At 63.6% G+C, this 20,739-nt stretch carries 17 protein-coding genes; 12 read left to right on the top strand and 5 right to left on the bottom strand.

Annotated features, from left to right (window positions below):
- Positions 1-190: 190 nt before the first annotated feature.
- The 7 genes from urtA to MUB52_RS15350 all read left to right on the top strand — a co-directional run bounded on the left by urtA (position 191) and on the right by MUB52_RS15350 (position 6,716).
- Positions 191-1,462, top strand: a complete 1,272-nt coding sequence (gene urtA, locus MUB52_RS15320; protein ID WP_263845112.1) for an urea ABC transporter substrate-binding protein — start codon at positions 191-193, stop codon at positions 1,460-1,462.
- A 73-nt stretch (positions 1,463-1,535) separates the two neighbouring features.
- Positions 1,536-2,462 (top strand): urea ABC transporter permease subunit UrtB, encoded by a 927-nt coding sequence (urtB, locus tag MUB52_RS15325; protein WP_263845113.1) that lies wholly within the window; start codon positions 1,536-1,538, stop codon positions 2,460-2,462.
- A gap of 13 nt (positions 2,463-2,475) precedes the next feature.
- Positions 2,476-3,600, top strand: a complete 1,125-nt coding sequence (gene urtC / locus MUB52_RS15330; RefSeq protein WP_263845114.1) for an urea ABC transporter permease subunit UrtC — start codon at positions 2,476-2,478, stop codon at positions 3,598-3,600.
- Positions 3,601-3,605: 5 nt separating this feature from the next.
- Complete coding sequence (urtD, locus tag MUB52_RS15335) at positions 3,606-4,346, top strand: urea ABC transporter ATP-binding protein UrtD (RefSeq protein WP_263845115.1); 741 nt, start codon at positions 3,606-3,608, stop codon at positions 4,344-4,346.
- Between the two features lie 13 nt (positions 4,347-4,359).
- The gene (gene urtE / locus MUB52_RS15340) at positions 4,360-5,049 is read left to right on the top strand and encodes an urea ABC transporter ATP-binding subunit UrtE (protein ID WP_263845116.1); all 690 of its coding nucleotides are present in this window, start codon (positions 4,360-4,362) and stop codon (positions 5,047-5,049) included.
- 21 nt (positions 5,050-5,070) lie between these two features.
- Positions 5,071-6,333 carry a formamidase gene (gene fmdA, locus MUB52_RS15345; protein ID WP_263845117.1) on the top strand — a complete coding sequence of 421 codons (1,263 nt, stop codon included), beginning with the start codon at positions 5,071-5,073 and terminating at the stop codon, positions 6,331-6,333.
- A 53-nt stretch (positions 6,334-6,386) separates the two neighbouring features.
- Entirely contained in the window at positions 6,387-6,716 is a 330-nt protein-coding gene (locus MUB52_RS15350) for an FmdB family zinc ribbon protein (protein ID WP_263845118.1), read from the top strand.
- Positions 6,717-6,756: 40 nt separating this feature from the next.
- Here the strand turns inward: MUB52_RS15350 and MUB52_RS15355 are convergent, their stop codons facing one another.
- The 5 genes from MUB52_RS15355 to MUB52_RS15375 form a co-directional block, all read right to left on the bottom strand.
- The gene (locus tag MUB52_RS15355) at positions 6,757-8,139 is read right to left on the bottom strand and encodes a DUF3179 domain-containing protein (protein ID WP_263845119.1); all 1,383 of its coding nucleotides are present in this window, start codon (positions 8,137-8,139) and stop codon (positions 6,757-6,759) included.
- 262 nt (positions 8,140-8,401) lie between these two features.
- Positions 8,402-9,067 (bottom strand): ferric reductase-like transmembrane domain-containing protein, encoded by a 666-nt coding sequence (locus tag MUB52_RS15360; RefSeq protein ID WP_263845120.1) that lies wholly within the window; start codon positions 9,065-9,067, stop codon positions 8,402-8,404.
- Positions 9,068-9,072: 5 nt separating this feature from the next.
- Positions 9,073-9,561 (bottom strand): peptidase associated/transthyretin-like domain-containing protein, encoded by a 489-nt coding sequence (locus MUB52_RS15365; RefSeq protein ID WP_404818232.1) that lies wholly within the window; start codon positions 9,559-9,561, stop codon positions 9,073-9,075.
- A gap of 183 nt (positions 9,562-9,744) precedes the next feature.
- Complete coding sequence (locus tag MUB52_RS15370) at positions 9,745-11,184, bottom strand: M81 family metallopeptidase (protein ID WP_263845121.1); 1,440 nt, start codon at positions 11,182-11,184, stop codon at positions 9,745-9,747.
- The gene (locus MUB52_RS15375) at positions 11,181-12,800 is read right to left on the bottom strand and encodes an amidohydrolase (protein WP_263845122.1); all 1,620 of its coding nucleotides are present in this window, start codon (positions 12,798-12,800) and stop codon (positions 11,181-11,183) included. The genes MUB52_RS15370 and MUB52_RS15375 overlap by 4 nt, the downstream gene beginning before the upstream one ends.
- A gap of 152 nt (positions 12,801-12,952) precedes the next feature.
- Between MUB52_RS15375 and MUB52_RS15380 the strand changes: the two genes are divergently transcribed.
- The 5 genes from MUB52_RS15380 to MUB52_RS15400 all read left to right on the top strand — a co-directional run bounded on the left by MUB52_RS15380 (position 12,953) and on the right by MUB52_RS15400 (position 20,689).
- On the top strand, positions 12,953-14,539 hold the full coding sequence (locus MUB52_RS15380; RefSeq protein ID WP_263845123.1) for an ABC transporter substrate-binding protein: 1,587 nt from the start codon (positions 12,953-12,955) through the stop codon (positions 14,537-14,539).
- Between the two features lie 78 nt (positions 14,540-14,617).
- Positions 14,618-15,562 carry an ABC transporter permease gene (locus tag MUB52_RS15385; RefSeq protein ID WP_263845124.1) on the top strand — a complete coding sequence of 315 codons (945 nt, stop codon included), beginning with the start codon at positions 14,618-14,620 and terminating at the stop codon, positions 15,560-15,562.
- A complete protein-coding gene (locus tag MUB52_RS15390) occupies positions 15,562-16,437 on the top strand; it encodes an ABC transporter permease (protein ID WP_263845125.1) in 876 nt (291 codons plus the stop codon). The genes MUB52_RS15385 and MUB52_RS15390 overlap by 1 nt, the downstream gene beginning before the upstream one ends.
- Positions 16,437-18,038, top strand: a complete 1,602-nt coding sequence (locus tag MUB52_RS15395; RefSeq protein ID WP_263845126.1) for an ABC transporter ATP-binding protein — start codon at positions 16,437-16,439, stop codon at positions 18,036-18,038. The genes MUB52_RS15390 and MUB52_RS15395 overlap by 1 nt, the downstream gene beginning before the upstream one ends.
- Positions 18,039-18,604: 566 nt before the next feature.
- Positions 18,605-20,689 (top strand): S8 family peptidase, encoded by a 2,085-nt coding sequence (locus MUB52_RS15400; protein ID WP_263845127.1) that lies wholly within the window; start codon positions 18,605-18,607, stop codon positions 20,687-20,689.
- Positions 20,690-20,739 lie beyond the last annotated feature (50 nt).

The following is a 20,739-nucleotide window of genomic DNA, read 5'->3' on the forward strand; positions in this document are numbered from 1 at the left end:
CATCGTCAGCGCGTCGCAATTGGTGGTCAGGCTCCCCCAGCCCAAAAACTTACTCATCGACCCTACGTGCACAAAACGCGCATCCCTATACGTCATTTGACGTATACTGCGGCGCAGCATTGCCCGCGATCATTCCGGCAGCGGGTGATCTGGAATCGCCCATTTCTTGAGCAACTGACAAGGGGGCGACATGTCTGACGGAATTTCTAACAATAAAACCAAAGGAGTAAGCCGCAGGGCCGTGCTGGCCGGGGGCACGGCGCTGACCGCCTCGCTGTTCATGCCGAACGGTTTGCGCGCAGCGGATTTTCCGACAGCGGAGGTGAACACCACCGGTCTTGCGGTCACCGATGACGCGGTCACCATCGGTATTCTTCATTCGATCACCGGCACCATGGCGATCTCCGAGACCGGCTCGGTCCAGGCCGAGAAGCTGGCGATCGAGCAGATCAACGCGCAGGGCGGGATTCTGGGCCGCAAGATCGAGTACATCCAGGAGGACGGCGCCTCCGACTGGCCGACCTTCGCCGAGAAAGCGCGTAAGCTGCTGGTCAATGACAAGGTCGCCTCTGTCATGGGCTGCTGGACCTCGGCCTCCCGCAAGGCGGTGCTGCCGGTCTTCGAGCAGCACAATGGCTTTCTCTATTACCCGACATTTTATGAGGGTCTCGAAGAGAGCCCGAATGTCATCTACACCGGCCAGGAGGCGACGCAGCAGATCATCGCGGGCCTCGATTGGGTCAACCAGACCAAGGGCGCCAAGACCTTCTATCTGCTGGGCTCTGACTACATCTGGCCGCGCACGTCCAACAAGATCGCGCGCAAGCACATCGAGAACTTCATGGACGGCTGCAAGGTCGTGGGCGAGGAATACTACCCGCTGGGCCATACGCAATTCAACTCGGTCATCAACAAGATCCGGCTGCGCAAGCCGGATGTGATCTATGCCATCGTCGTGGGTGGCTCGAACGTGGCCTTCTACAAGCAGCTCAAGGCGGCAGGCATCGATATGACCAAGGAAAAGCCGCTCCTGCTGACGATCTCGGTCACCGAGGACGAAATCCGCGGCATCGGCGGCGAGAACATCGACGGCGCATACGCCTGCATGAAGTATTTCCAGTCCCTGGAGAACGAGAACAACCTCGCCTTCGTCAAGGCCTTCAAGGAGATGTGGGGCGACGACATGGTGATCGGCGATGTCACGCAGGCCGCCTATCTCGGCCCGTGGTTGTGGAAAGCGGCTGTGGAGAAGGCGGGCAGCTTCGATGTGGACAAGGTGCGCGAGGCCAGCCCGGGCATCGAACTGACCACAGCGCCAGAAGGCTACGTGAAAGTGCACGAGAACCATCACCTCTGGTCCAAGACCCGCGTGGGTCGCGCACAGGCCGATGGCCAGTACGAAGTTGTCTTCGAGACTGCCGACCTGGTGGAGCCTGATCCCTTCCCCGAAGGCTACCAGTAAGGCTGGCCCAGCGGTCCGGGGTGCCAGTCCCGGGCCGCCTTTTCCCATTTCGCAAGACCACCGGAGGCATGAGATGTTTGCCGATTATTCGATGGCCGAGCTTGGCGCGATTTTCGCCATGCAGGGCTTTGCAGGGCTGATCCTGTTTTCCGTTTTTGTGCTCATGGCTCTGGGTCTGGCGATCATCTTTGGCCAGATGGGCGTGATCAACATGGCGCATGGGGAGTTCATGATCCTCGGCGCCTATGTGACCTATCTGGTCTCGAACCTCTTTGCGGAGTACATGCCAGCGCTCTTCAGCATGTACTTCTTTGTGGCGATGATCTTCGCCTTCATCGCCTCGGGGCTGCTGGGCCTCTTTGTCGAATGGGCGATGATCCGGCACCTCTACAAGCGTCCGCTGGATACGCTCCTAGCCACTTGGGGGCTGAGCCTCATTCTGCAGCAGACCTACCGGTCCGTCTTCGGCGCGCGCGAGGTGGGCGTGAGCATCCCCGACTGGATGATGGGCTCCCTGCCACTCACGGACCTGATCGAAGTGCCGATCAACGGCATCTTTGTCATGGTGCTGGCGGTGGGCATCTCACTGGCGGTCTACATCATGATGTTCCGTTCCCGCTGGGGAAAGCAGGTGCGCGCGATCAACCAGAACCGGGTGATGGCAGGCGCGGTGGGCATCAACACCGAATGGACGGACCGTCTGACCTTCGGCATCGGCTGCGGCGTCGCAGGCGTCGCCGGCTCGGCCTTCACCATGATCGGCTCCACCGGGCCGACGGCAGGGCAGCTCTACATCGTCGACACCTTCCTCGTGGTGGTCTTCGGCGGCGCGGGCTCGCTCCTCGGTACGATCGCCAGCGCCTTCTCGATCAGCCAGGCGCAGTCGATCATGGAGTTCTTCCTCTCCGGCTCCATGGCCAAGGTTCTGACGCTGCTGGTGGTCGTGGGTATCCTGATGATCCGCCCGCAGGGCCTCTTCTCCCTCAAGCTGCGCAAGTAAGGAGCCCATGCCCGTGCAATCCTCCGCCTTCATGACCCGCAAGGACATCATCGGCTTCGCCATCCTTGCCGCGCTGATCTTCATTGTTTTCCCGATGGTTCTGGACAGCTTTCGCCTGAATCTCTTCGGCAAGTATCTGACCTACGCCTTCGTCGCCATTGGTCTCTCGCTCTGCTGGGGCGCAGGCGGCATCCTCAGCCTCGGGCAGGGCGTGTTCTTCGGTCTGGGCGGCTACTGCATGGCGATGTTTCTCAAGCTCGAAGCCTCGACGCCCGAGAACACGGCGATCCAATCCACCCCCGGCATCCCCGACTTCATGGACTGGAACCAGCTGACCGAACTGCCCTGGTGGTGGGAGCCGTTCTACTCTCTGCCCCTTGCGCTGCTCGCTGTGGTCGCCGTCCCTGTCATGTTCGCCTTCATCATCGGCGTGGCGATGTTCACCCGGCGCGTGGGTGGCGTCTATTTCGCGATCATCACGCAGGCCTTCGCAGCAATCATGACGATCCTGATCATCGGCCAGCAAGGCTACACCGGCGGGGTCAATGGGATCACCGACCTGCGCACACTGATGGGCTGGGACATCCGCACCGACGAGGCCAAGACGACGCTTTACTTCGTGAACGGCGTGCTGCTCTTCGCAGTGCTGTTCGCAGCGCAGTACGTGCGTAAATCCAAGCTGGGGCGGCTGCTGATCGCCATGCGCGATCAGGAGGACCGGGTGCGGTTCTCCGGCTACAACGTGGCGAACTTCAAGATCTTCATCTTCTGTTTGGGTGCGGCCTTCGCGGGCATCGGTGGGGCCATGTTCACGCTGCAGGTGGGCTTCATGTCGCCGACGCTCGTGGGCATCGTGCCTTCGATTGAAATGGTGATCTTCTGCGCCGTGGGCGGGCGGCTGTCGATCCTCGGTGCGGTCTACGGCGCGCTGCTGGTCAACTGGGCCAAGACCACCTTCTCCGAAAGCTTCCCGGAACTCTGGCTGCTTGGCCTCGGCGGGCTCTTCATCGCGGTGGTGATGCTCTTCCCGAACGGCTTGGCGGGCGTGTGGTCCGAGAAGGTCGAGCCGCGGCTGATGGCCCTCTTCGGCAAATCCCGTGAGGACAAACCCGCGCCCGATGGCGCCCCAGCGGAGTGAGCGAGATGCAGGAGCGATTCATTCTCCAGGTGGAAGACCTCACCGTGTCCTTCGATGGGTTCAAGGCGGTCGACGCACTGAGCTTCTACGTCGAGCCCAACGAGTGCCGCGTGATCATCGGGCCCAATGGCGCGGGCAAGACCACGGTGCTGGACCTCATCTGTGGGCGCACCAAGGCGACGGCCGGGTCGGTCAAGTTCCACGATCAGGAGCTTCTGACCATGCGCGAAGACCAGATCGTGAATGCGGGTGTCGGCCGCAAATTCCAGACGCCCTCGGTCTATGAAGACCTCACGGTTTTTGAGAACCTCGAACTAAGCTATCCCAAGGGCCACAGCGTCTTCGGCGCGCTCGCCTTCAAGCGCGATGCGGAGGTGCGGGAGCGGATTGAAGAGATCGCGGGCACGATCTTCCTTGGCGATCAATTGGACGAGAAGGCCGCCTTCCTCAGCCACGGGCAGAAGCAATGGCTGGAGATCGGCATGCTGCTGATCCAGGACCCGGAGCTTCTGATGCTGGACGAACCCGTGGCCGGCATGTCGGTGGCCGAGCGCAAGAAGACCGCCGAACTGCTCAACCGGATCATCCAGGACCGCTCCGTCATCGTGATCGAGCATGACATGGGCTTCGTCGCCGACATCGCCACCCGCGTGACCGTGCTGCACCAGGGCAAGACGCTTTCCGAAGGCTCCATGGAGCGGGTGCAGAACGACCCCAAGGTCGTCGAAGTCTACCTGGGCCATTGAAGGAGAGACCAAGATGCTGAACGTGAAATCCCTCCGTGCGGCCTACGGCGAAAGCGAGATCCTGCACAGTCTGAACCTCGATGTGGCGCCGGGCGAGATCGTGGCGATCATGGGCCGCAACGGCATGGGCAAGACCACACTCATGAAGACGCTCATGGGCATCGTCCCGGAACGGGGTGGTGAAGTCACGGTGGGTGACCAGCCTGTCACCGGGCTGAAATCACACCAGCGCGTCGCGTGCGGCATCGGCTATGTGCCGCAGGGGCGGATGATCTTCTCCGCCATGACCGTGCAGGAAAACGTCGAGACCGGGCTCACTGTGACCGGCAAATCGACCGTGCCCGAGGATATCTACGAACTTTTCCCGGTGCTGCTGGAGATGAAGGGCCGTCGGGGCGGCAACCTCTCGGGCGGGCAGCAGCAGCAGCTCGCCATCGCCCGCGCGCTGGCGTCGAACCCCAAGGTGCTGCTGCTCGATGAGCCGACCGAAGGCATCCAGCCGTCGATCATTCGCGAGATGGCCCGCACCCTGCGCCGCATCCGTGACGAGAAGGGCCTCAGCATCGTCGTCTCTGAACAGGTGCTGAGCTTCGCGCTCGACGTGGCCGACCGGGTCATGGTGATCGAAAACGGCACCTTCGTACACGACAGCCCGCGCGACGGCATCGACGAGGCCAAGGTCTCGAAATTCCTATCCGTATGACAACCAACCTGGGAGGCTGATATGCCAGATACATTGCAGAGCCACACATCGACCGCGTCGAACACGCTGATTTCCGTCGATCTGAGTGAGAGCCCGCACACCAACGAAAACGTCCACAACCGCTGGCATCCGGACATCCCGATCAACGTCTGGGTCGAGCCGGGCGACGACTTCCGCATCGAGACCTACGACTGGACCGGCGGGCAGATCAAGAACGACGACGATGCCTCGGACGTGCGCGATGTGGAACTGGAGCAGGTGCATTATCTCTCCGGCCCCATTGGCGTGAAGGGCGCGGAGCCGGGCGACCTGCTGGTGGTCGATATCCTCGACATCGGCGCCAAGGAGGAGATGCTCTGGGGCTTCAACGGGTTCTTCTCCAAGCAGAATGGCGGCGGCTTTCTGACCGAGCATTTCCCCGAGGCGCAGAAGTCGATCTGGGACATCGAGGGTATGTTCACCAAATCGCGTCACGTGCCGGGGGTGAAATACGCGGGGCTGATCCACCCCGGGCTGATCGGCTGTCTGCCGGACCGCAAGATGCTGGATATGTGGAACAGCCGCGAGACAGCGCTCTTCAACACCGATCCCGACCGCACGCCGCCCTTGGCAGCCCTGCCCAACACGCAGAGCGCGCATATGGGGGCGATGAAGGGCGAGGCGCGGGATGCGGCCGCCGCTGAAGCCGCGCGCACCGTGCCCCCGCGCGAGCATGGCGGGAACTGCGACATCAAGGATCTCAGCCGTGGCTCCAAGATCTACTTCCCCGTCTATGTGGACGGCGCGGGGCTTTCGATGGGCGATCTGCACTTCAGCCAGGGCGATGGCGAGATCACCTTCTGCGGCGCCATCGAGATGGCGGGCTGGCTGCATCTGAAGGTTGAGCTGATCAAAGACGGCATGTCCAAATACGGGGTCAAGAACCCGATCTTCAAACCCTCGCCGATCACACCCGCCTATAACGACTATCTGATTTTCGAAGGCATTTCGGTCGATGAAGAGGGCGAGCAGCATTATCTCGATGTGCATATCGCCTACCGGCAGGCGTGCCTCAACGCGATCGAGTATCTGAAGAAATTCGGCTACTCCGGCGCGCAGGCCTATGCGATCCTCGGCACGGCGCCGGTACAGGGGCATATCTCGGGCGTCGTGGATATTCCAAATGCCTGTGCGACGCTTTGGCTGCCGAATGACATCTTCGAGTGGGACATGATGCCCAATGCCGATGGGCCGACGAAGTACCTCGACGGCAGCATCGACGTGCCGCTGGCGCCTGATCTCTAAACCATGTCTCGGCGTCGCATGGCGGCGCCGACATATTTTGCTGGAGCAGACCCATGCCCATTTACGAATACCAATGCTCCGACTGCGGTGTCTTTGAGGAGACTGCGCCCATGTCGGCCTTCGCGGACCCTTGCCAGTGCCCCGACTGCGGGCAGTCCGCCGCGCGCGTGATGTTTTCCGTTCCGCATATCTCCGGGATGGCGTCGAGCACACGTCGGGCGCATGAGACCAACGAGCGCGCTGCCGACAGCCCGAAACGCAGCGCCCATGGCCCAGGCTGTGGGTGCTGCGGTGGTGGCAAAAAGACAGCCGGCAAAACACTTTACCGGCCGGATGGTTCCAAGAGCTTCCCGACAAAAAGGCCGTGGATGATCTCGCATTGAGCGAGGTCCTCCACGGCCCGGGGGGGGCCCAAGCGCTGCTCTACTCGGGCCAGAGTACCGTTTGCGGATGGAACTGCGACCAGGCGAACCAGAAGGCCTGGTGACTGCCGAGATCATTTCCCTCGGCATCGACGGCGCCGACCCCGCCTGCGTTGAGCTCAAGGCGCACGTTCTCGAACGCGATCTCCTGGCCCTGTTTCAACGCGGCGATGACCTTGCTGCGCTGGAAGGCGATGGGTTTGCCGGAGGCCGTGACGATCCCGATGATATCTTCGTGCACGGGTAGCCGCGGGTCGACATCGCCGACCGGGAAGATGGGGCCGTTCGCATCGCGCCCGTTGCGGAAGTCGAAGTCACGCCCCAGGGCCAGCGCTTCGATCAGAACCGTCGTCTCAGGGTACTCTTCTTTCCAGGTGCCCCAATCGGTGGTGATCACCGTCGCCTGTTCCAGATTCACGTCTTGCTCTGCCAGCGGGCCTGTGACGGCATGGCCGAGGAATGTGTCGAAAACGGAATAGGTGTTCACGTCATACATCACCTTGTTGGAGCGGATCAGCAGACCCGAGGTGCGCAGCACGGGCCGCTCGACGCCCTCCGGCAGACGGTCGGTGAAATAGGCCTGCGCGGCCCCGCAGAGCGTGCAATAGGGAATGCCCAGATCGCGCCCGCCCAGGGTGTCGTTGACCATCTCGCGCACTTCCATGATGCGCCGCGGATAGGCGCGGGCCTCGCCGTTGATCTCGATGCCGAAGACGATGTCGTCGTCCTTGAGCCAGGTCGCTTCTTCGGCGGTGCTGACCTCGGGGTTGTCGGCCGCGGGGATGCAGTTGCACGGATCCTGTGTGCGGTCATAGGCCCGGTCGTCGATCAGCACGCCACCCCAGGAGACATGCCGCCAGTCAATGTTCCCTTCGACAAAGATCTGCTCCCAGCCCGGGATGATGCTGGTGAAGATGGCGCGTTTCACCGGCAGGTAGCCGGGAGGTTCGGGGATATCCCATGCAATCAGGTGATCGGTGATGGCACCCCAGCTGTTGCGATCTGATATCTCCTTGCCCAGCAGCCCTGACGCCGTGTTGGTGAGTGCGGCATTCAGATGCCGCTCCGAGACGAAACGCAGAAGATCGCTGATGATCCAGACCAGACGTGGATCCTCAGACGCTGCAATCGTCTCCAGCGCGGTTGTCTGATCGCGGCTCCAGGTTTCCTCAACAATGCTGTCGACAAAGGCCACCTGCACCGCGGTCTCCAACTCGGCCGACAATGGGCCGTCCGGCACCGCGGGCGGCGTTCCGTATTCCGCGACGATGTAGTCGGGCAGGGGGGTGGGCTGTGACTGGGCGGCAGCGGGTTGGACCAGCACCATGGTGATGGCCGCGGCCGTTGCAAGGATCCGGGTGCAGATGTGGGGTGCCGATAGCATGGCGCGACCTCTCGCATGGGTGTTTCAGTGGCGGCAACTCGTGCTGCGAAGGCGTCAATCGATACCCGCCGCAGTGACCAAGGCGCCGTCCTGCCTGATACCGTCCTCGCAAAGCCCGGCATTTGCGAATCACGATTGCATCAAGTTTCCGTGCTGCCTTGTTCGAGAACGGGATCTGGCGGGTCCGCATTTGGGGCGTCGGTGTCCGGCACCTTTCGCCTATCTCAGCATGCCGTCGAGTGCGATCTCGTAAGCTCCGGACCTACCCGCCCGCGTCTTCGGTTGGCACCGTCGTCTCAGGCCTGCGCTTCTGCGGTGCCCGGCGCTTCCGGCTTCGGATTGTGAGCAGGGCGGCGGCCATGGCGCCGATGACGAGTGCACAGAGAGCGGCTTTCGACAGCGTCTCCATCGTGCCTTCGATCAGCATCGTATGCAGCACGGCAGTGATCACAACCGCCGTGGCCAAAGTGCGATGGGCCGCCCGCCAGGTGGTCGGCCGCAGTCGCAGCCTGCGCCGCAGCGCTGCCAGGGTCGCCGCGGCAAAAACGGCCCACATCGCAATCACGCCCCAGATGGAGAAGGGTGTGGGCGAGGCGAGCAGCAGAGCGTCGATCATGTCCGGGGGGCTGGTGATCCAGAGTGCCGCGACATGAACGACGACGGCGCCGACCAGCGACCCTCCGACCCAGCGATGAACACGCCGCGCGCCCGCCTGTGAGAGACCGGGCAACACACCCGTGGCAAGCAACGGTTGCAACAGAAGCAAACTCATGGCGAGGATGCCGGCGAAACCGCCGGTGACATAGACCGGGTCACGCCAGGCGAGCAAAGGGCTGGCTGCGGCAAGGCCTACGGGCGAGAGCATTGCGCCGGCCAGGGTAGCCCAGATCAGCCCCGTGCGCACGCGGTGCCGGTCGACCGCCGCCATATGCGTCAGAGGGGCTGCAAGACGAAATGGGCCTCGAGGCTTGTGTCGCTCGAGCTTGGCATCACAGGGCGCAGGAACACGGTGTCGAACTCGCCGCTGTCGTAGGCCAGATGCCCGTGCGGCTGGCCGAAGGCCGGAACGATCTGGGGCATTTCAAGCCGGAAAACGCCATTGGCGTCCGTGAGCGTCGCCCCGTGACTGTGCGGGTCACGCTCGTGGCCTTCGGTCGTGTGAGCCCAGATCTGGATCCGCTGCCCTGCAAGCGGCGCACCGTCGCCGGCGCGGCGCACCGTGCCTGTCATCCAGAAGCCGCCGCCACCGATACGGTCCACGACGGGGGCGCCGGGCAGGTAGTTGTTCGCGCCGCCGCGCATCGTGGGGGTTGGTGCCACGCCGGCAGCGCGGGCGGGTACCAAAAGGCCGGTGCCAAGTGTCGCCATGCCAGCGCTGCCGGCGGCAAGGAGGGATCGGCGGGTGAAAGTCCTATGTGGCATCTGAAGTTCTCCTGTCGAACGAGGGCAATAGGTGGCCCGAGGAGCGACCACCGCGGTCTTTGGGAACTTTGTGTGCTTTGAAATGTAGTCAGATGTGCCGTCTTGAAAACCCCCGCCACATGTTTGTGATGGGCAAGGGCGACGTCGCCTCCGGCTGCGCGACGGTCTGGCACCACATCGCCGTTAGAGCAAGCGAATGCCGGGGCGCAGGCGCGTGTAAGGCAACCTCTCCAGATGGCACGGGTTGGCGCCCGGCGCTTCGGCGAAGAGGATGCGATCCGTGATGCGCAGATAGTCGGCCATGAAATGCACGCCCGATTTCACGCAGACGATGGCGTGATCGGCGGGTTCGATGCCGACGACGCGGAACATCTCCTGATCGGCGTTCTGGCTGCGGCGGGAGCCGACGACCACCGTGATGCCGGTGTCCTTGAGCTTTAGCCGGGCGACAGGGCCAAGATGCGCCCGCGCGCCGCCGTACATCGGGCCAGTGAAATCGAAGACGCCATTGGACAGCCGCTCGACGATCACGGTGGCTGTCACCGGCTGAGAGTAGTCTGGGAAGGCCCCGCCGAGCGCGATCTCGATCTCGGCGCCTTCACCCGCGGCATGGGCCTTCGCGGCGGCCTCCGGGTCGTAGAGCATCGAGAGCACGGCATCGGGCACCTCCGCGTCGATCAGGGCCCGCAGAACGCCGGTGGTCTCTCCTGTGCCGCCCGCGCCGGGGTTGTCCTGCGGATCGGCGATCACCACCGGGCCGGGCAGGGTCAGTGCACGGGCGACACAGGTCCGGGCGGGTTCGAGGCGGGCGTCGAAGCGTCCTTCGGCGGCGGTGAAGGCGGCAGCAATGCGATCGACGGCGGCCTGCGCCTTGGCCGGGTCCGGGTCATAGGCAAAGAGGCTGGGGCCGCAATCGGGGATGTCGGCCGGCGGAAAGCCCATGGCGATGTCGGCGGAGATGACATCGAGGGTCTCCAGCATCGCATAAAGGCTGCGCGCGGGCTCGAACTCCGTTGCCTGCGCCGTGATCGGCACCAGCAAGTCGACCTGTGCATAGGCCTTGGAAAGCGGACCTTGCAGCAACCGGTCGAGCAGATGCGCGGCCCGCGCGCCGGTCTCGGCCAGATCCGTGTGCGGATAGGTGCGGTAGAGCGTTACGCCATCGGCCAGTTGGGAAATCGCGGGTGAGAGGTTGGCGTGCAGATCAAAGCTCGCCACCAGCGGCACGTCCGGGCCGATCACTCCGCGCAGGCGGCGCAGGATTTCCGCCTCCGCATCGTCGAAGGCGCGGGTGACCATGGCGCCGTGCAGGTCAAGATAGACGGCGTCGGGTTGGGCCTCGGCCACAGCGGCCACGATCTCGCCGGTGATCGCCTCGAAGGCGTCGTCCTCTACATAACCGCCCGGTTCCGCGCCGGCCCAGAGGATCGGGATCATCTCATGCGGGCAGGCGGCCATGAAGCCCGACAGCGGGATGTTCAGCCCGCGCATGGTGTGATGCAGCGCGTCGCCGCGGGTCAACGCTGGCCAGGCGCCTCCGGTCTCAAAGAGGCTCAGCCGCGTGGGGAAGGGGGCGAAGGTATTGGTTTCGTGCTGGAACCCGGCGACGGCAACGCGGGTCATGCGGTCACCTCACCGCCCAGAACGGTTGCCACCACTTCGATATCGCGGAGCGCCATGGGGTCCACGCTCAACGGGTCTTCGGCCAGCACGCAGAAATCCGCATGCTTGCCGGTCTGGATCGAACCGATCTCGTGATCGAGCTTCAGCACATGCGCGGCTCCCAGCGTGATGCAATGCAACGCCTGCGGCACGGTGATCTGCTGGCTTGTGCCCAGCACGCGGCCCGTTTCCGTCACCCGGTTCACCGTCGCCCAGGCGGTGACCAGCGGCGCCATGGGGGTGATGGGCGCGTCGGAGTGGATGGCGAATTCATTGTCGAAAATCTCCACCGCATCGCGGCAGGCGTTCATGCGGCTGGCACGGTCCGGGCCGAGCGTCTTGGTCCAGTGAATGTCGCCGAAATAGTGGATGTGGTTGCCGAAGATATTGCAGGTCAGCCCAAGCGCTTTCATGCGTTTGAACTGATCGCGGGTGGCGAGCTGAACATGCTCCAGCGTATGGCGCAGGTCCGGGTTCGGGTGTTTGAGCATGACCTCTTCATAGACCTCGATGGCGAACTCCGAGGCGGCATCGCCGTTCGTATGGATGTGCGTCTTCACCCCCGCCTTGTGCAGTGCCTCGACCGCGCGGCGGTAATGATCCAGCTCCATGTTCCAGATAGCATTGTCCTCGCCGGTGAAGTACCCCGGCGCCTTCAGCTTTGCGGTGTAGCCCTGGATCGCGCCATCGGTGAAAAGCTTGGCGCGGCCCAGCGAGAGTTTGTCAGTGGAGCGGGCGCGCAAGGCGAGCGCCCTCGCGGCCTCCGCCTCCGGATCGCCCACCATGGCGTTCATGATCGGGACATAGCGCGCGGGAAAGGCGGCGTCATGCACCACCCGCTCGATCATCTGCACCTCGTTCTCGTGCAGGTCCGACAGCAGCTCCGCCACCGTGGTCACGCCGCAGAGCCGCGCGACCTGGCCATAGGCGCGCAGGCTCGGCTCGGTCGCCATGTTGAGGAAGTTGTAGCCGCTCGCCTCGCACATGGGCGTCATTGCGGCGAACTCCTGCAATTCTCCGTTCGGCGTGCCGTCGGGGCCCTTCATAACCCCTTCGATATTGGTCCCCGCGTCGAAGCCTGCCAGCGCAAGGGCTGTGGAGTTCACCGTCATCAGGTGGAAGTTCGAATGCGAGACGATCACCGGATGATCGGTCGAGACCTGATCGAGGTGGTCCTTGTCGAACCGCCTGCCGGCGAGGAAGTTCGGGTCGAGCCCCCAACCTATGATCGGTTCGCCTTTCGGCGTGCTGGCGGCCACCGCGCGCAGCCGGGTGATGATCGCATTATAGTCGCCCACGCCGTCCCAGACCTTGCCCTGCGGGTCGGTGCGCGCGTAATGGCCGCAGTAGGTGTAATCCCAGATGCCGCCTGCCATGACATGGGCATGGGCCTCGATCAGCCCGGGCAAAATGACCTGTTCGGCAAAGCGCTCGTCGAGGGTCGCGGCGCCCCAGCCGTCGGCACAATCTGCGCCACCCACGGCGAGTACGCGGCCATCGCGCACGGCCACATGGGTGGCTTCGGGGCGGTTCGGATCCATGGTGATGATCCTGGCGGCGCGGAAAACTGTGATCATGAGAGCCCCTTTGCAATGCGTGCCTTACGTTCGGGCACCTGCGACGCCGACCAGACAAACCCGCCCGCGCGAGATTGACAACCCAGCGTGGCGCGTGCCTGATTAACCTTGCGTAAGCGAACAAACGACACAAGACCAAGAGGGAGACGAAGATGCTTGGATGGACAACGCGCCGCAGCCTGCTGGCGGCGCTGCTGGCGGGGCCGCTTGCCCTTGGGGCTCTACCGGGTGTGGCACAGGCCGAGACGACCTTGCGGGTGATTCCGCACGCAGATCTGAAGAACCTCGACCCGATCTGGACGACCGCCTATATCACGCGCAACCACGGCTACATGATCTATGACACGCTGTTTGCGATGAACGAGAATTTCGAGCCTCAGCCGCAGATGGTCGACACCTGGGAGACCTCCGAGGACGGGCTGACCTGGACCTTCGTGCTGCGCGACGGGCTGACATTCCACGACGGTGCGCCGGTCACGGCGGCGGATGTGGTCGCCTCGCTCGAGCGTTGGGGCAAGCGGGACGGCATGGGCCAACAGCTCTTTGCGAATACCGCGAGCCTCGAAGCCAAGGACGACAAGACCGTGGTTCTGACGCTCGCCAATGAGTACGGGCTGGTGCTGGAATCCATCGGCAAGATCTCGTCCAACGTGCCCTTCATCATGCCCGCGCGCGTGGCCGCGACCGATCCGTTCGAGCAGATCACCGACTTCACCGGCTCTGGCCCGTTCGTGTTCCAGGAAGATCAGTGGGTGCCGGGCAGCACCGTGGTTTACACGAAATTCGAAGACTATGTGCCGCGGGAAGAACCCGTTTCGGCCGCCTCCGGTGGCAAGGTGGCCAAGGTCGACAAAGTGGTCTGGACATATTTTCCGGATCAGACCACCGCGATGAACGCGCTGATGGCCGGTGAGGTCGATTTCTTCGAGCAACCGGCCAACGACCTCGCACCGCTGCTGGAGGCGAACCCTGACATCACCGTGCAGGTCAACGACCCGCTCGGCAACATCGGCTTTGCCCGGTTCAACCACCTGCTACCGCCCTTCGACAATGCGGATGTGCGGCGTGCAGCGATGATGGCGATGAAGCAGGAAGACTACATGGCAGCCGCCGTGGGCGATCCGAAGTTCTGGAAGACCTGCTATTCGGTCTTCCCCTGTGGCACGCCACTCGACAATGACGTCGGCTCCGAGGTGATGTCCATGGGCGACATTGATGCGGCGAAGGCCGCATTGGCCGAGACGGGCTATGACGGCACACCCGTAGTGATCATGCAACCGACCGATATCCCGATCCTCTCGGCCTTCTCTCTGGTCACAGCCGAAAAGCTCCGCAATGCGGGCTTCGAGGTCGAGGTGCAGGCGATGGATTGGTCGACGCTGACCTCACGCCGCGCCTCGCGTGATCCGGTGGCCGATGGCGGCTGGAACATGTTCCACACATGGTGGATCGGCGCGGATGTGATCGACCCGATGGCGATTGCCTTCTCCGGTGATCCGGATGCGGGGTGGTTCGGCTGGGCCGAGGATGCTGCTTTGGAAGAGGCGCGCGCCGCCTTTGCCGTCGCCGGCACAGAGGAGGAGAAGAAGGAAGTGGCCCAGACCGTGCAGGACCGCCTGTGGTCAATTGGCGCCTCGGGCCAGTTGGGTCAGTTCTTCAACCCGGTGGCCTATCGCAACAATGTGCAGGGCCTGATCGAATCGCCAGTGCAGTTCTTCTGGAACATCTCGGTCGAGTGATCTGAACCTGTCTGACGGTCCCGGCGCGGTCTGCGGGCGGCGCCGGGATGCCTGTTTTCCGACCATCGCGGAGGCGCCATGACGCGCTACATAACCATGCGTGTGCTCTCGACCATTCCGGTCATGGTGCTCGTGGCTCTGTTTGTCTTCCTGATGCTGCGGCTCGCGCCGGGCGATCCGGCCTCGGTCATCGCGGGGGACTATGCCACGGCAGAGGATGTCGCGCGCATCCGCGAACAGCTTGGGCTGTCGGACCCCATCGTGGTGCAGTTCGTCCGCTGGGTGGGCGCACTTGCGCAGGGCGATCTGGGCACGTCGATCTTCTCTGGCAAGCCGGTAACAGAGCTCATCGGCCAGCGTATCGAGCCCACGATCCTTCTAGCGCTGACCACCATTGTCTTCGCCGTCGTCGTGGCTGTGCCATTGGGCACAATCGCCGCCTTCCGCGCAGGTTCACTGCTCGACCGTGTGGTGATGCTCTTCTCGGTGAGCGGATTTTCCGTGCCGGTCTTCGTACTCGGCTATATCCTCATCTACACCTTTTCGATGTCCCTGAAGGTCCTGCCGGTGCAGGGGTACAAATCGCCCTTCGTCGAAGGCTTGGGGCCGTTTCTCTACCACATCACTCTGCCGACCGTGACCCTGTCGGTGATCTTCATTGCGCTGATCGCGCGCATGACCCGCGCCTCTGTCATCGAGGTGCTGGAGGAGGACTATATCCGCACTGCCCGCGCCAAGGGGCAGTCGGAGCTGACGATCCTGATGCGCCACGCGCTGCGCAATGCTGCCGTGCCGGTGGTGACGGTGATCGGCATCGGTATCGCGCTGCTGATTGGTGGCGTGGTGGTCACCGAAAGCGTGTTCAACATCCCCGGTCTGGGGCGGCTGGTGCTCGATGCGGTGCTGGCGCGGGACTACCCGATCATCCAGGGGCTGATCCTGTTCTTCAGCTTTATCTACATCTTCATCAACCTGATGATCGACCTCAGCTATACGCTGCTTGATCCGAGGATTCGCTACTGATGACCTACGCGACCCTCCCCGCAGCCTCCGAGAAGCCACAGGATATCAGCCTCATCCGCCATGCGCTGCGCAATCGCGGGGTGTTCTGGGGCGGGGTGGTGCTGCTTCTGATAGCGGTGATCGCAATTATTGGCCCATTCTTCGTGGTGGATCCCACGGCGCTGAACCCGATCAACCGTCTGAAACCACCCGGGGCGGCAGGGCTCTTCGGCACGGACATGCTGGGGCGCGACGTTTATTCGCGAGTTGTGAACGGGGCACAGGTTTCCCTGGTGGTTGGGCTGTCGGTGGCGGTGATTGCCGTGGCGCTCGGGCTCTTTCTGGGGCTGATCGCGGGCTATATCCGGCTGATGGATGCGCTGATCATGCGGCTGATGGATGGTCTGATGTCGATCCCCGCGATCCTTCTGGCGATTGCGCTCATCTCGCTCTCTGGGGCGACGCTGGCCACGGTGATTGTGGCCATCGTGATCCCGGAGATCCCGCGCGTGGTGCGGCTGGTGCGGTCTGTTGTCCTGACTGTGCGGGAGGAGCCCTACGTGGAAGCGGCTATCTCGGCCGGGACCAAAGTGCCCACCATTCTCGTGCGCCACGTGCTGCCCAACACCATCGCGCCGCTGATCGTGCAGGCGACGTACATTTGCGGCTCGGCCATGCTGACGGAGTCGATCCTCGGTTTTCTGGGCGCCGGCATCCCGCCGGAAATCCCGTCCTGGGGCAATATCATGTCGGAAGGGCGAACGTTCTTCCAGTTGACGCCATGGATCATCTTCTTCCCCGGCGTCTGCCTGGCCCTCACGGTGCTGGCGGTGAACGTGGTGGGCGACGGGCTGCGCGACACGTTGGACCCGCGCATCGCAAAGGCGATGCGCTGATGGCCGTGCTCGAGGTGGCGGGGCTGACCGTGAAACTGCCTCCGAGCGCCGACCGGCCCTTTGCGGTCGAGGATATCACGCTGAAAGTCGACACCGGCGAAATCCTCTGCGTCGTGGGGGAAAGCGGGTCGGGCAAATCCGTCACCGCCTTCTCGGTCATGGGGCTGGCGGACAAGCGCGCGCTGACGCCTGTGGCCGGAACGATCAGGTTGGAAGGTGAGGATCTGCTGACCGCCAGTGACGAGCGCCTGCGCAAGCTGCGCGGCGAGAAGATGGCGATGATCTTTCAGGAGCCGATGACGGCGCTGAACCCCGTGCTGCGTGTCGGCGATCAGATTGGCGAAATGCTTGAGATCCACACGGACCTCTCTGCTTCCGCCCGCAAGGCCAAGGTCATCGAAGCGATGCGGGATGTGCGCCTGCCGGACCCGGAAAAGATGTACCGCTCCTATCCGCATCAGCTCTCGGGCGGGCAACGGCAGCGGATCATGATCGCCATGGCGCTGACGCTGGAGCCGCAGCTTCTGATCGCGGATGAGCCGACAACAGCGCTCGATGTGACGACGCAGGCGCAGATCCTCAGCCTGATCAAGGACATCCAGCGCCGCAAGGGCATGGGTGTCATGTTCATCACCCATGACTTCGGCGTGGTGGCCGAGATTGCCGACCGCGTGGCCGTGATGAAACATGGCCGCATCGTGGAGCAGGGCACAGTGGCCGAGGTGCTGGGCGCGCCGAAAGATCCCTATACGCAAAAGCTGATTGCGGCGGTGCCATCGATGATCCCACCGGAACGGGCAGAGGCGCGGGGTGCCGTGGCGCTTCAGACACAGGACCTGGTCAAGACCTATGGGCACGCGGGGCTCTTCGGCACCGGCCGTGTGGTCAAGGCGGCGCAGGACGTGGACCTGACCGTGCGGCGCGGCGAGACGCTCGGGATCGTCGGCGAAAGTGGCTCGGGCAAATCCACCGTGGCGCGCTGTGTCATGCGGTTGATTGACCCGACCTCCGGCGCGATCCTGATCGACGGTGAGAACATCGCGACCCTGCGCGAAGGCCAACTGCGCCCGCATCGGCGTGACATCCAGATCGTGTTTCAGGACCCCTATCGTTCGCTCAATCCACGCCGAACCGTGGGGCAAAGCATTGTCGAAGGCCCGGTGAACTTCGGACTTGAGGTTGCGGAGGCCAAAGCACGCGCCGCTGACCTCATGCAAGTGGTCGGCCTGTCCGCCGATGCGCTGGAGCGCTTCCCGCATCAATTCTCCGGCGGTCAGCGCCAACGCATCTGCATCGCGCGCGCGCTGGCGATGGAACCGGCTATCCTGATCGCCGATGAGGCGGTCTCGGCCCTCGACGTCTCGGTGCAGGCGCAGGTGTTGGATCTGCTGGACGATGTCCGCAAGCGCTTCGATCTGGCGATGCTCTTCATCACGCACGATTTGCGCGTGGCAGCACAGATCTGCGACCGGATCATGGTCATGAACAAGGGTGAAGTGGTCGAAACCGGCCCGACGGCGGCTGTTTATGCCAACCCGCAGCATGCGTATACCCGCGCGTTGCTTGCGGCCGCTCCGGGCAAAGCGGGTCTCTCGGCTTGAGCGTCGGACAGGGGTATTCAGAGGCTTCGTTACCCCCCGGACCAGAGAGCCTTTCGGATCGGTCCCCCGCGTCCCGCTGCAGACAAAAGCAGCTGCGCAACAAAGTTTCTTCGCGGATTGCTTATCTTGTGGTATTCTACTTTTGAGAGAAGCATTTTGTTTGTTCGTTTCAGGTTGCTCGGTTCATGGGAAACAGACGCCTTATCATTGTTCTTGCCTCCGACGAGGCCTCCCCGATCTCTCCAGATGACGTGCAGACAGAATTGGTCTCACTCGGGATCGACAATATTCGTCGATCCGAGCAGAGCGGTCCGGTTGTTGTAACCGGAACCGTCCCTTCGGAGACAGATGTTTCCGCGCTTCTCCGAACCCTGAATGGCATGCCGGCCGTCCGGAGTGCAGAAGAAGATAGTTGGACATTTAGTCAGTAACTTGCATTTCGCGGGTCTTTTTTATCGCCCGCAGCCTATCCGGCCCTGACATGTCGATTTGAAACCGGACCGCGCGTGCCAGAGCGCGTTCCGTCCTCGCGGCCTATTTTGCCGCCCCGTGAAGGAGTATATGACATGGCAGACTACGACGATCTACCGGAAGGACCACAGGTCGTTCCCGGCCAGGTGATCATCAAGCTCACCCAGACAGCGCAACGACAGATGACCGCAGCGGTGCCGACAGGGCCGATGCGCGGCATGACCGCCGATGCGCCCTGCGAGCTTGGGGTCGATACCATCGACAAGGTGCTGAAGAAGTGCAAGGCGCGCACGATCAACCGCCTGCATGGGCCGATCCCCACGAGCACGCTCTCCAACGCTGCCACCGCCGAGGTCGCAGGTGACCTCGTTGGCACCATGCGTGTCCGCTACGACAGCGGCGATGACCCGGAGCAGGTTGCCAAGGACCTCAAGAAAGCCGCAGGCGTCACCGACGCTTCGGCGGAGTATTACCGGTTCAGCAGCGCAACACCCAACGACCCGGATTTCGGCCAGCTCTGGGGCATGCAGGCGATCAACGCGCCTGCCGCCTGGGACCGCACAACCGGATGCAGCAACGTGGTGGTGGGCGTGCTCGACACCGGGGTCGACCTGAACCATCCTGACCTTGCGCCCAACCTCGTGCAGGGACGCGACATGGTCGATCTGCCCGGTGCGACGCCACCGCCGGGGTTCCACTTCGAAGGCGATAATGTTGGGCGGGACAGTATCCCGCAGGACGAGGTGGGCCACGGCACCCATGTCGCCGGCACCATCGGTGCGGTGGGCAACAATGGCACGGGCGTCGTCGGCGTCTGCTGGTCCGTCAAGCTGATGCCCGTGAAAGTGCTGACCCGCATCGTCAACAACACCGATCCGCTCGACGTGCGCGGAACCGGCTCCTCCGCAGACGTCGCAGCAGGCATTCGCTGGGCCGTCGACAATGGCGCCCATATCCTGAACCTCAGCCTCGGGTCGCTGTCGAGCACCTTCGTGGAACGGGACGCGGTGGCTTATGCGGTCTCGCGGGGCGTCTTGGTCGTGGCTGCCATGGGCAATCACGAACAGCGCAACCCCGGTGCGCCGAGCTACCCCGCCGCCTATCCGAACGTTCTGTCGGTGGGTGCGGTGAACCAGGCCAAGCAGCGCGCGCCGTTCTCTGTCCGGGGCCCGCATATCGATGTGGTCGCACCCGGTGTCGGCATCCGGTCAACCGATTGGGACGACACCTACAGCTCGAAGAGCGGGACCTCGATGGCGACGCCCCATGTCGCGGGTCTGGCCGCGCTGATGAAGTGCTGCAAATCGAGCCTCACTGCGGATCAGATCGCAGATATCATCCGGCAGACCGCCGAGCCGCTGCGCGACAATCCCGGTGATCCGGTGCCCAATGACAGCTATGGTGCCGGCCTGATTGATGCGCAGAAGGCGATCAACCGCGCCTGTCCGCGGTTCACGCTCCCGCCCTGTCGGCCCTGCATCATTCCGCCGCCACCGTGCCGACCGTGTATCATTCCACCCCCGCCGCCGCCGTGTCGGCCCTGCTTGCCCCCGCCGCCGTGCCGGCCTTGCCTGCCGCCACCGCCCTGTGTGGCCTGCCTGCCGCCGCCACCGCCCCCGCCGCCTTGCATTGCCTGTCCGCCTTGCGGTCCGTGCATAAGACGCGGCAGCGCGGAAGAGGCAGCGAGTGGATCGGCCCAGGCCTCTGCGGCCGGATCTGGCGATGCGGCGAGCCCGACCTTCACGCCCCCGCCGTGTCCGCCGTGCGTGGGGCCGTGCCAGCCGTGCTTGCCGCCGCCCCCGCCGCCGTGTCAGCCATGTCTGCCACCGCCGCCGCCCTGCAGGCCGTGTCTGCCGCCACCGCCGTGCTTCCCATGCCGGCCGTGTCTGCCCCCACCGCCGCCACCGCCACCGCCGTGCTTCCCGTGCCGGCCGTGCGTGCCACCGCCTCCGCCACCCTGCTTCTTCGCCAGCCCTGGCCAGAGCAGCGAGACGGGTGCGTATGGCGATCCGTCCGCGGGCTACGGCGATGCCGGTTGGGCCGGGGATTGGTCGGGCTATGATTGGTCAGGCTACGACTGGTCCGGATACGGCGACGGGTCAGGCTATGACTGGTCAGCCTATGGGTATGCCGACCCCTACGCGGGTTGGTATGATGACGGCGAGGGCGGGTCGCAATAGACCGGCCTAAACTGTGACATTGCGCGGGGCGGCGATCTGCCGCCCCGTGT

The organism is Roseobacter sinensis, assembly GCF_025755255.1.
Lineage (GTDB): Bacteria > Pseudomonadota > Alphaproteobacteria > Rhodobacterales > Rhodobacteraceae > Roseobacter > Roseobacter sinensis.

Bases quoted from the DNA above. Each gene is read 5' to 3' on its own strand.
- urtA (WP_263845112.1), top strand. From the start codon at position 191: ATGTCTGACGGAATTTCTAACAATAAAACCAAAGGAGTAAGCCGCAGG.
- urtB (WP_263845113.1), top strand. From the start codon at position 1,536: ATGTTTGCCGATTATTCGATGGCCGAGCTTGGCGCGATTTTCGCCATG.
- urtD (WP_263845115.1), top strand. From the start codon at position 3,606: ATGCAGGAGCGATTCATTCTCCAGGTGGAAGACCTCACCGTGTCCTTC.
- urtE (WP_263845116.1), top strand. From the start codon at position 4,360: ATGCTGAACGTGAAATCCCTCCGTGCGGCCTACGGCGAAAGCGAGATC.
- fmdA (WP_263845117.1), top strand. From the start codon at position 5,071: ATGCCAGATACATTGCAGAGCCACACATCGACCGCGTCGAACACGCTG.
- MUB52_RS15350 (WP_263845118.1), top strand. From the start codon at position 6,387: ATGCCCATTTACGAATACCAATGCTCCGACTGCGGTGTCTTTGAGGAG.
- MUB52_RS15355 (WP_263845119.1), bottom strand. From the start codon at position 8,139: ATGCTATCGGCACCCCACATCTGCACCCGGATCCTTGCAACGGCCGCG.
- MUB52_RS15360 (WP_263845120.1), bottom strand. From the start codon at position 9,067: ATGGCGGCGGTCGACCGGCACCGCGTGCGCACGGGGCTGATCTGGGCT.
- MUB52_RS15365 (WP_404818232.1), bottom strand. From the start codon at position 9,561: ATGCCACATAGGACTTTCACCCGCCGATCCCTCCTTGCCGCCGGCAGC.
- MUB52_RS15370 (WP_263845121.1), bottom strand. From the start codon at position 11,184: ATGACCCGCGTTGCCGTCGCCGGGTTCCAGCACGAAACCAATACCTTC.
- MUB52_RS15375 (WP_263845122.1), bottom strand. From the start codon at position 12,800: ATGATCACAGTTTTCCGCGCCGCCAGGATCATCACCATGGATCCGAAC.
- MUB52_RS15380 (WP_263845123.1), top strand. From the start codon at position 12,953: ATGCTTGGATGGACAACGCGCCGCAGCCTGCTGGCGGCGCTGCTGGCG.
- MUB52_RS15385 (WP_263845124.1), top strand. From the start codon at position 14,618: ATGACGCGCTACATAACCATGCGTGTGCTCTCGACCATTCCGGTCATG.
- MUB52_RS15390 (WP_263845125.1), top strand. From the start codon at position 15,562: ATGACCTACGCGACCCTCCCCGCAGCCTCCGAGAAGCCACAGGATATC.
- MUB52_RS15395 (WP_263845126.1), top strand. From the start codon at position 16,437: ATGGCCGTGCTCGAGGTGGCGGGGCTGACCGTGAAACTGCCTCCGAGC.
- MUB52_RS15400 (WP_263845127.1), top strand. From the start codon at position 18,605: ATGGCAGACTACGACGATCTACCGGAAGGACCACAGGTCGTTCCCGGC.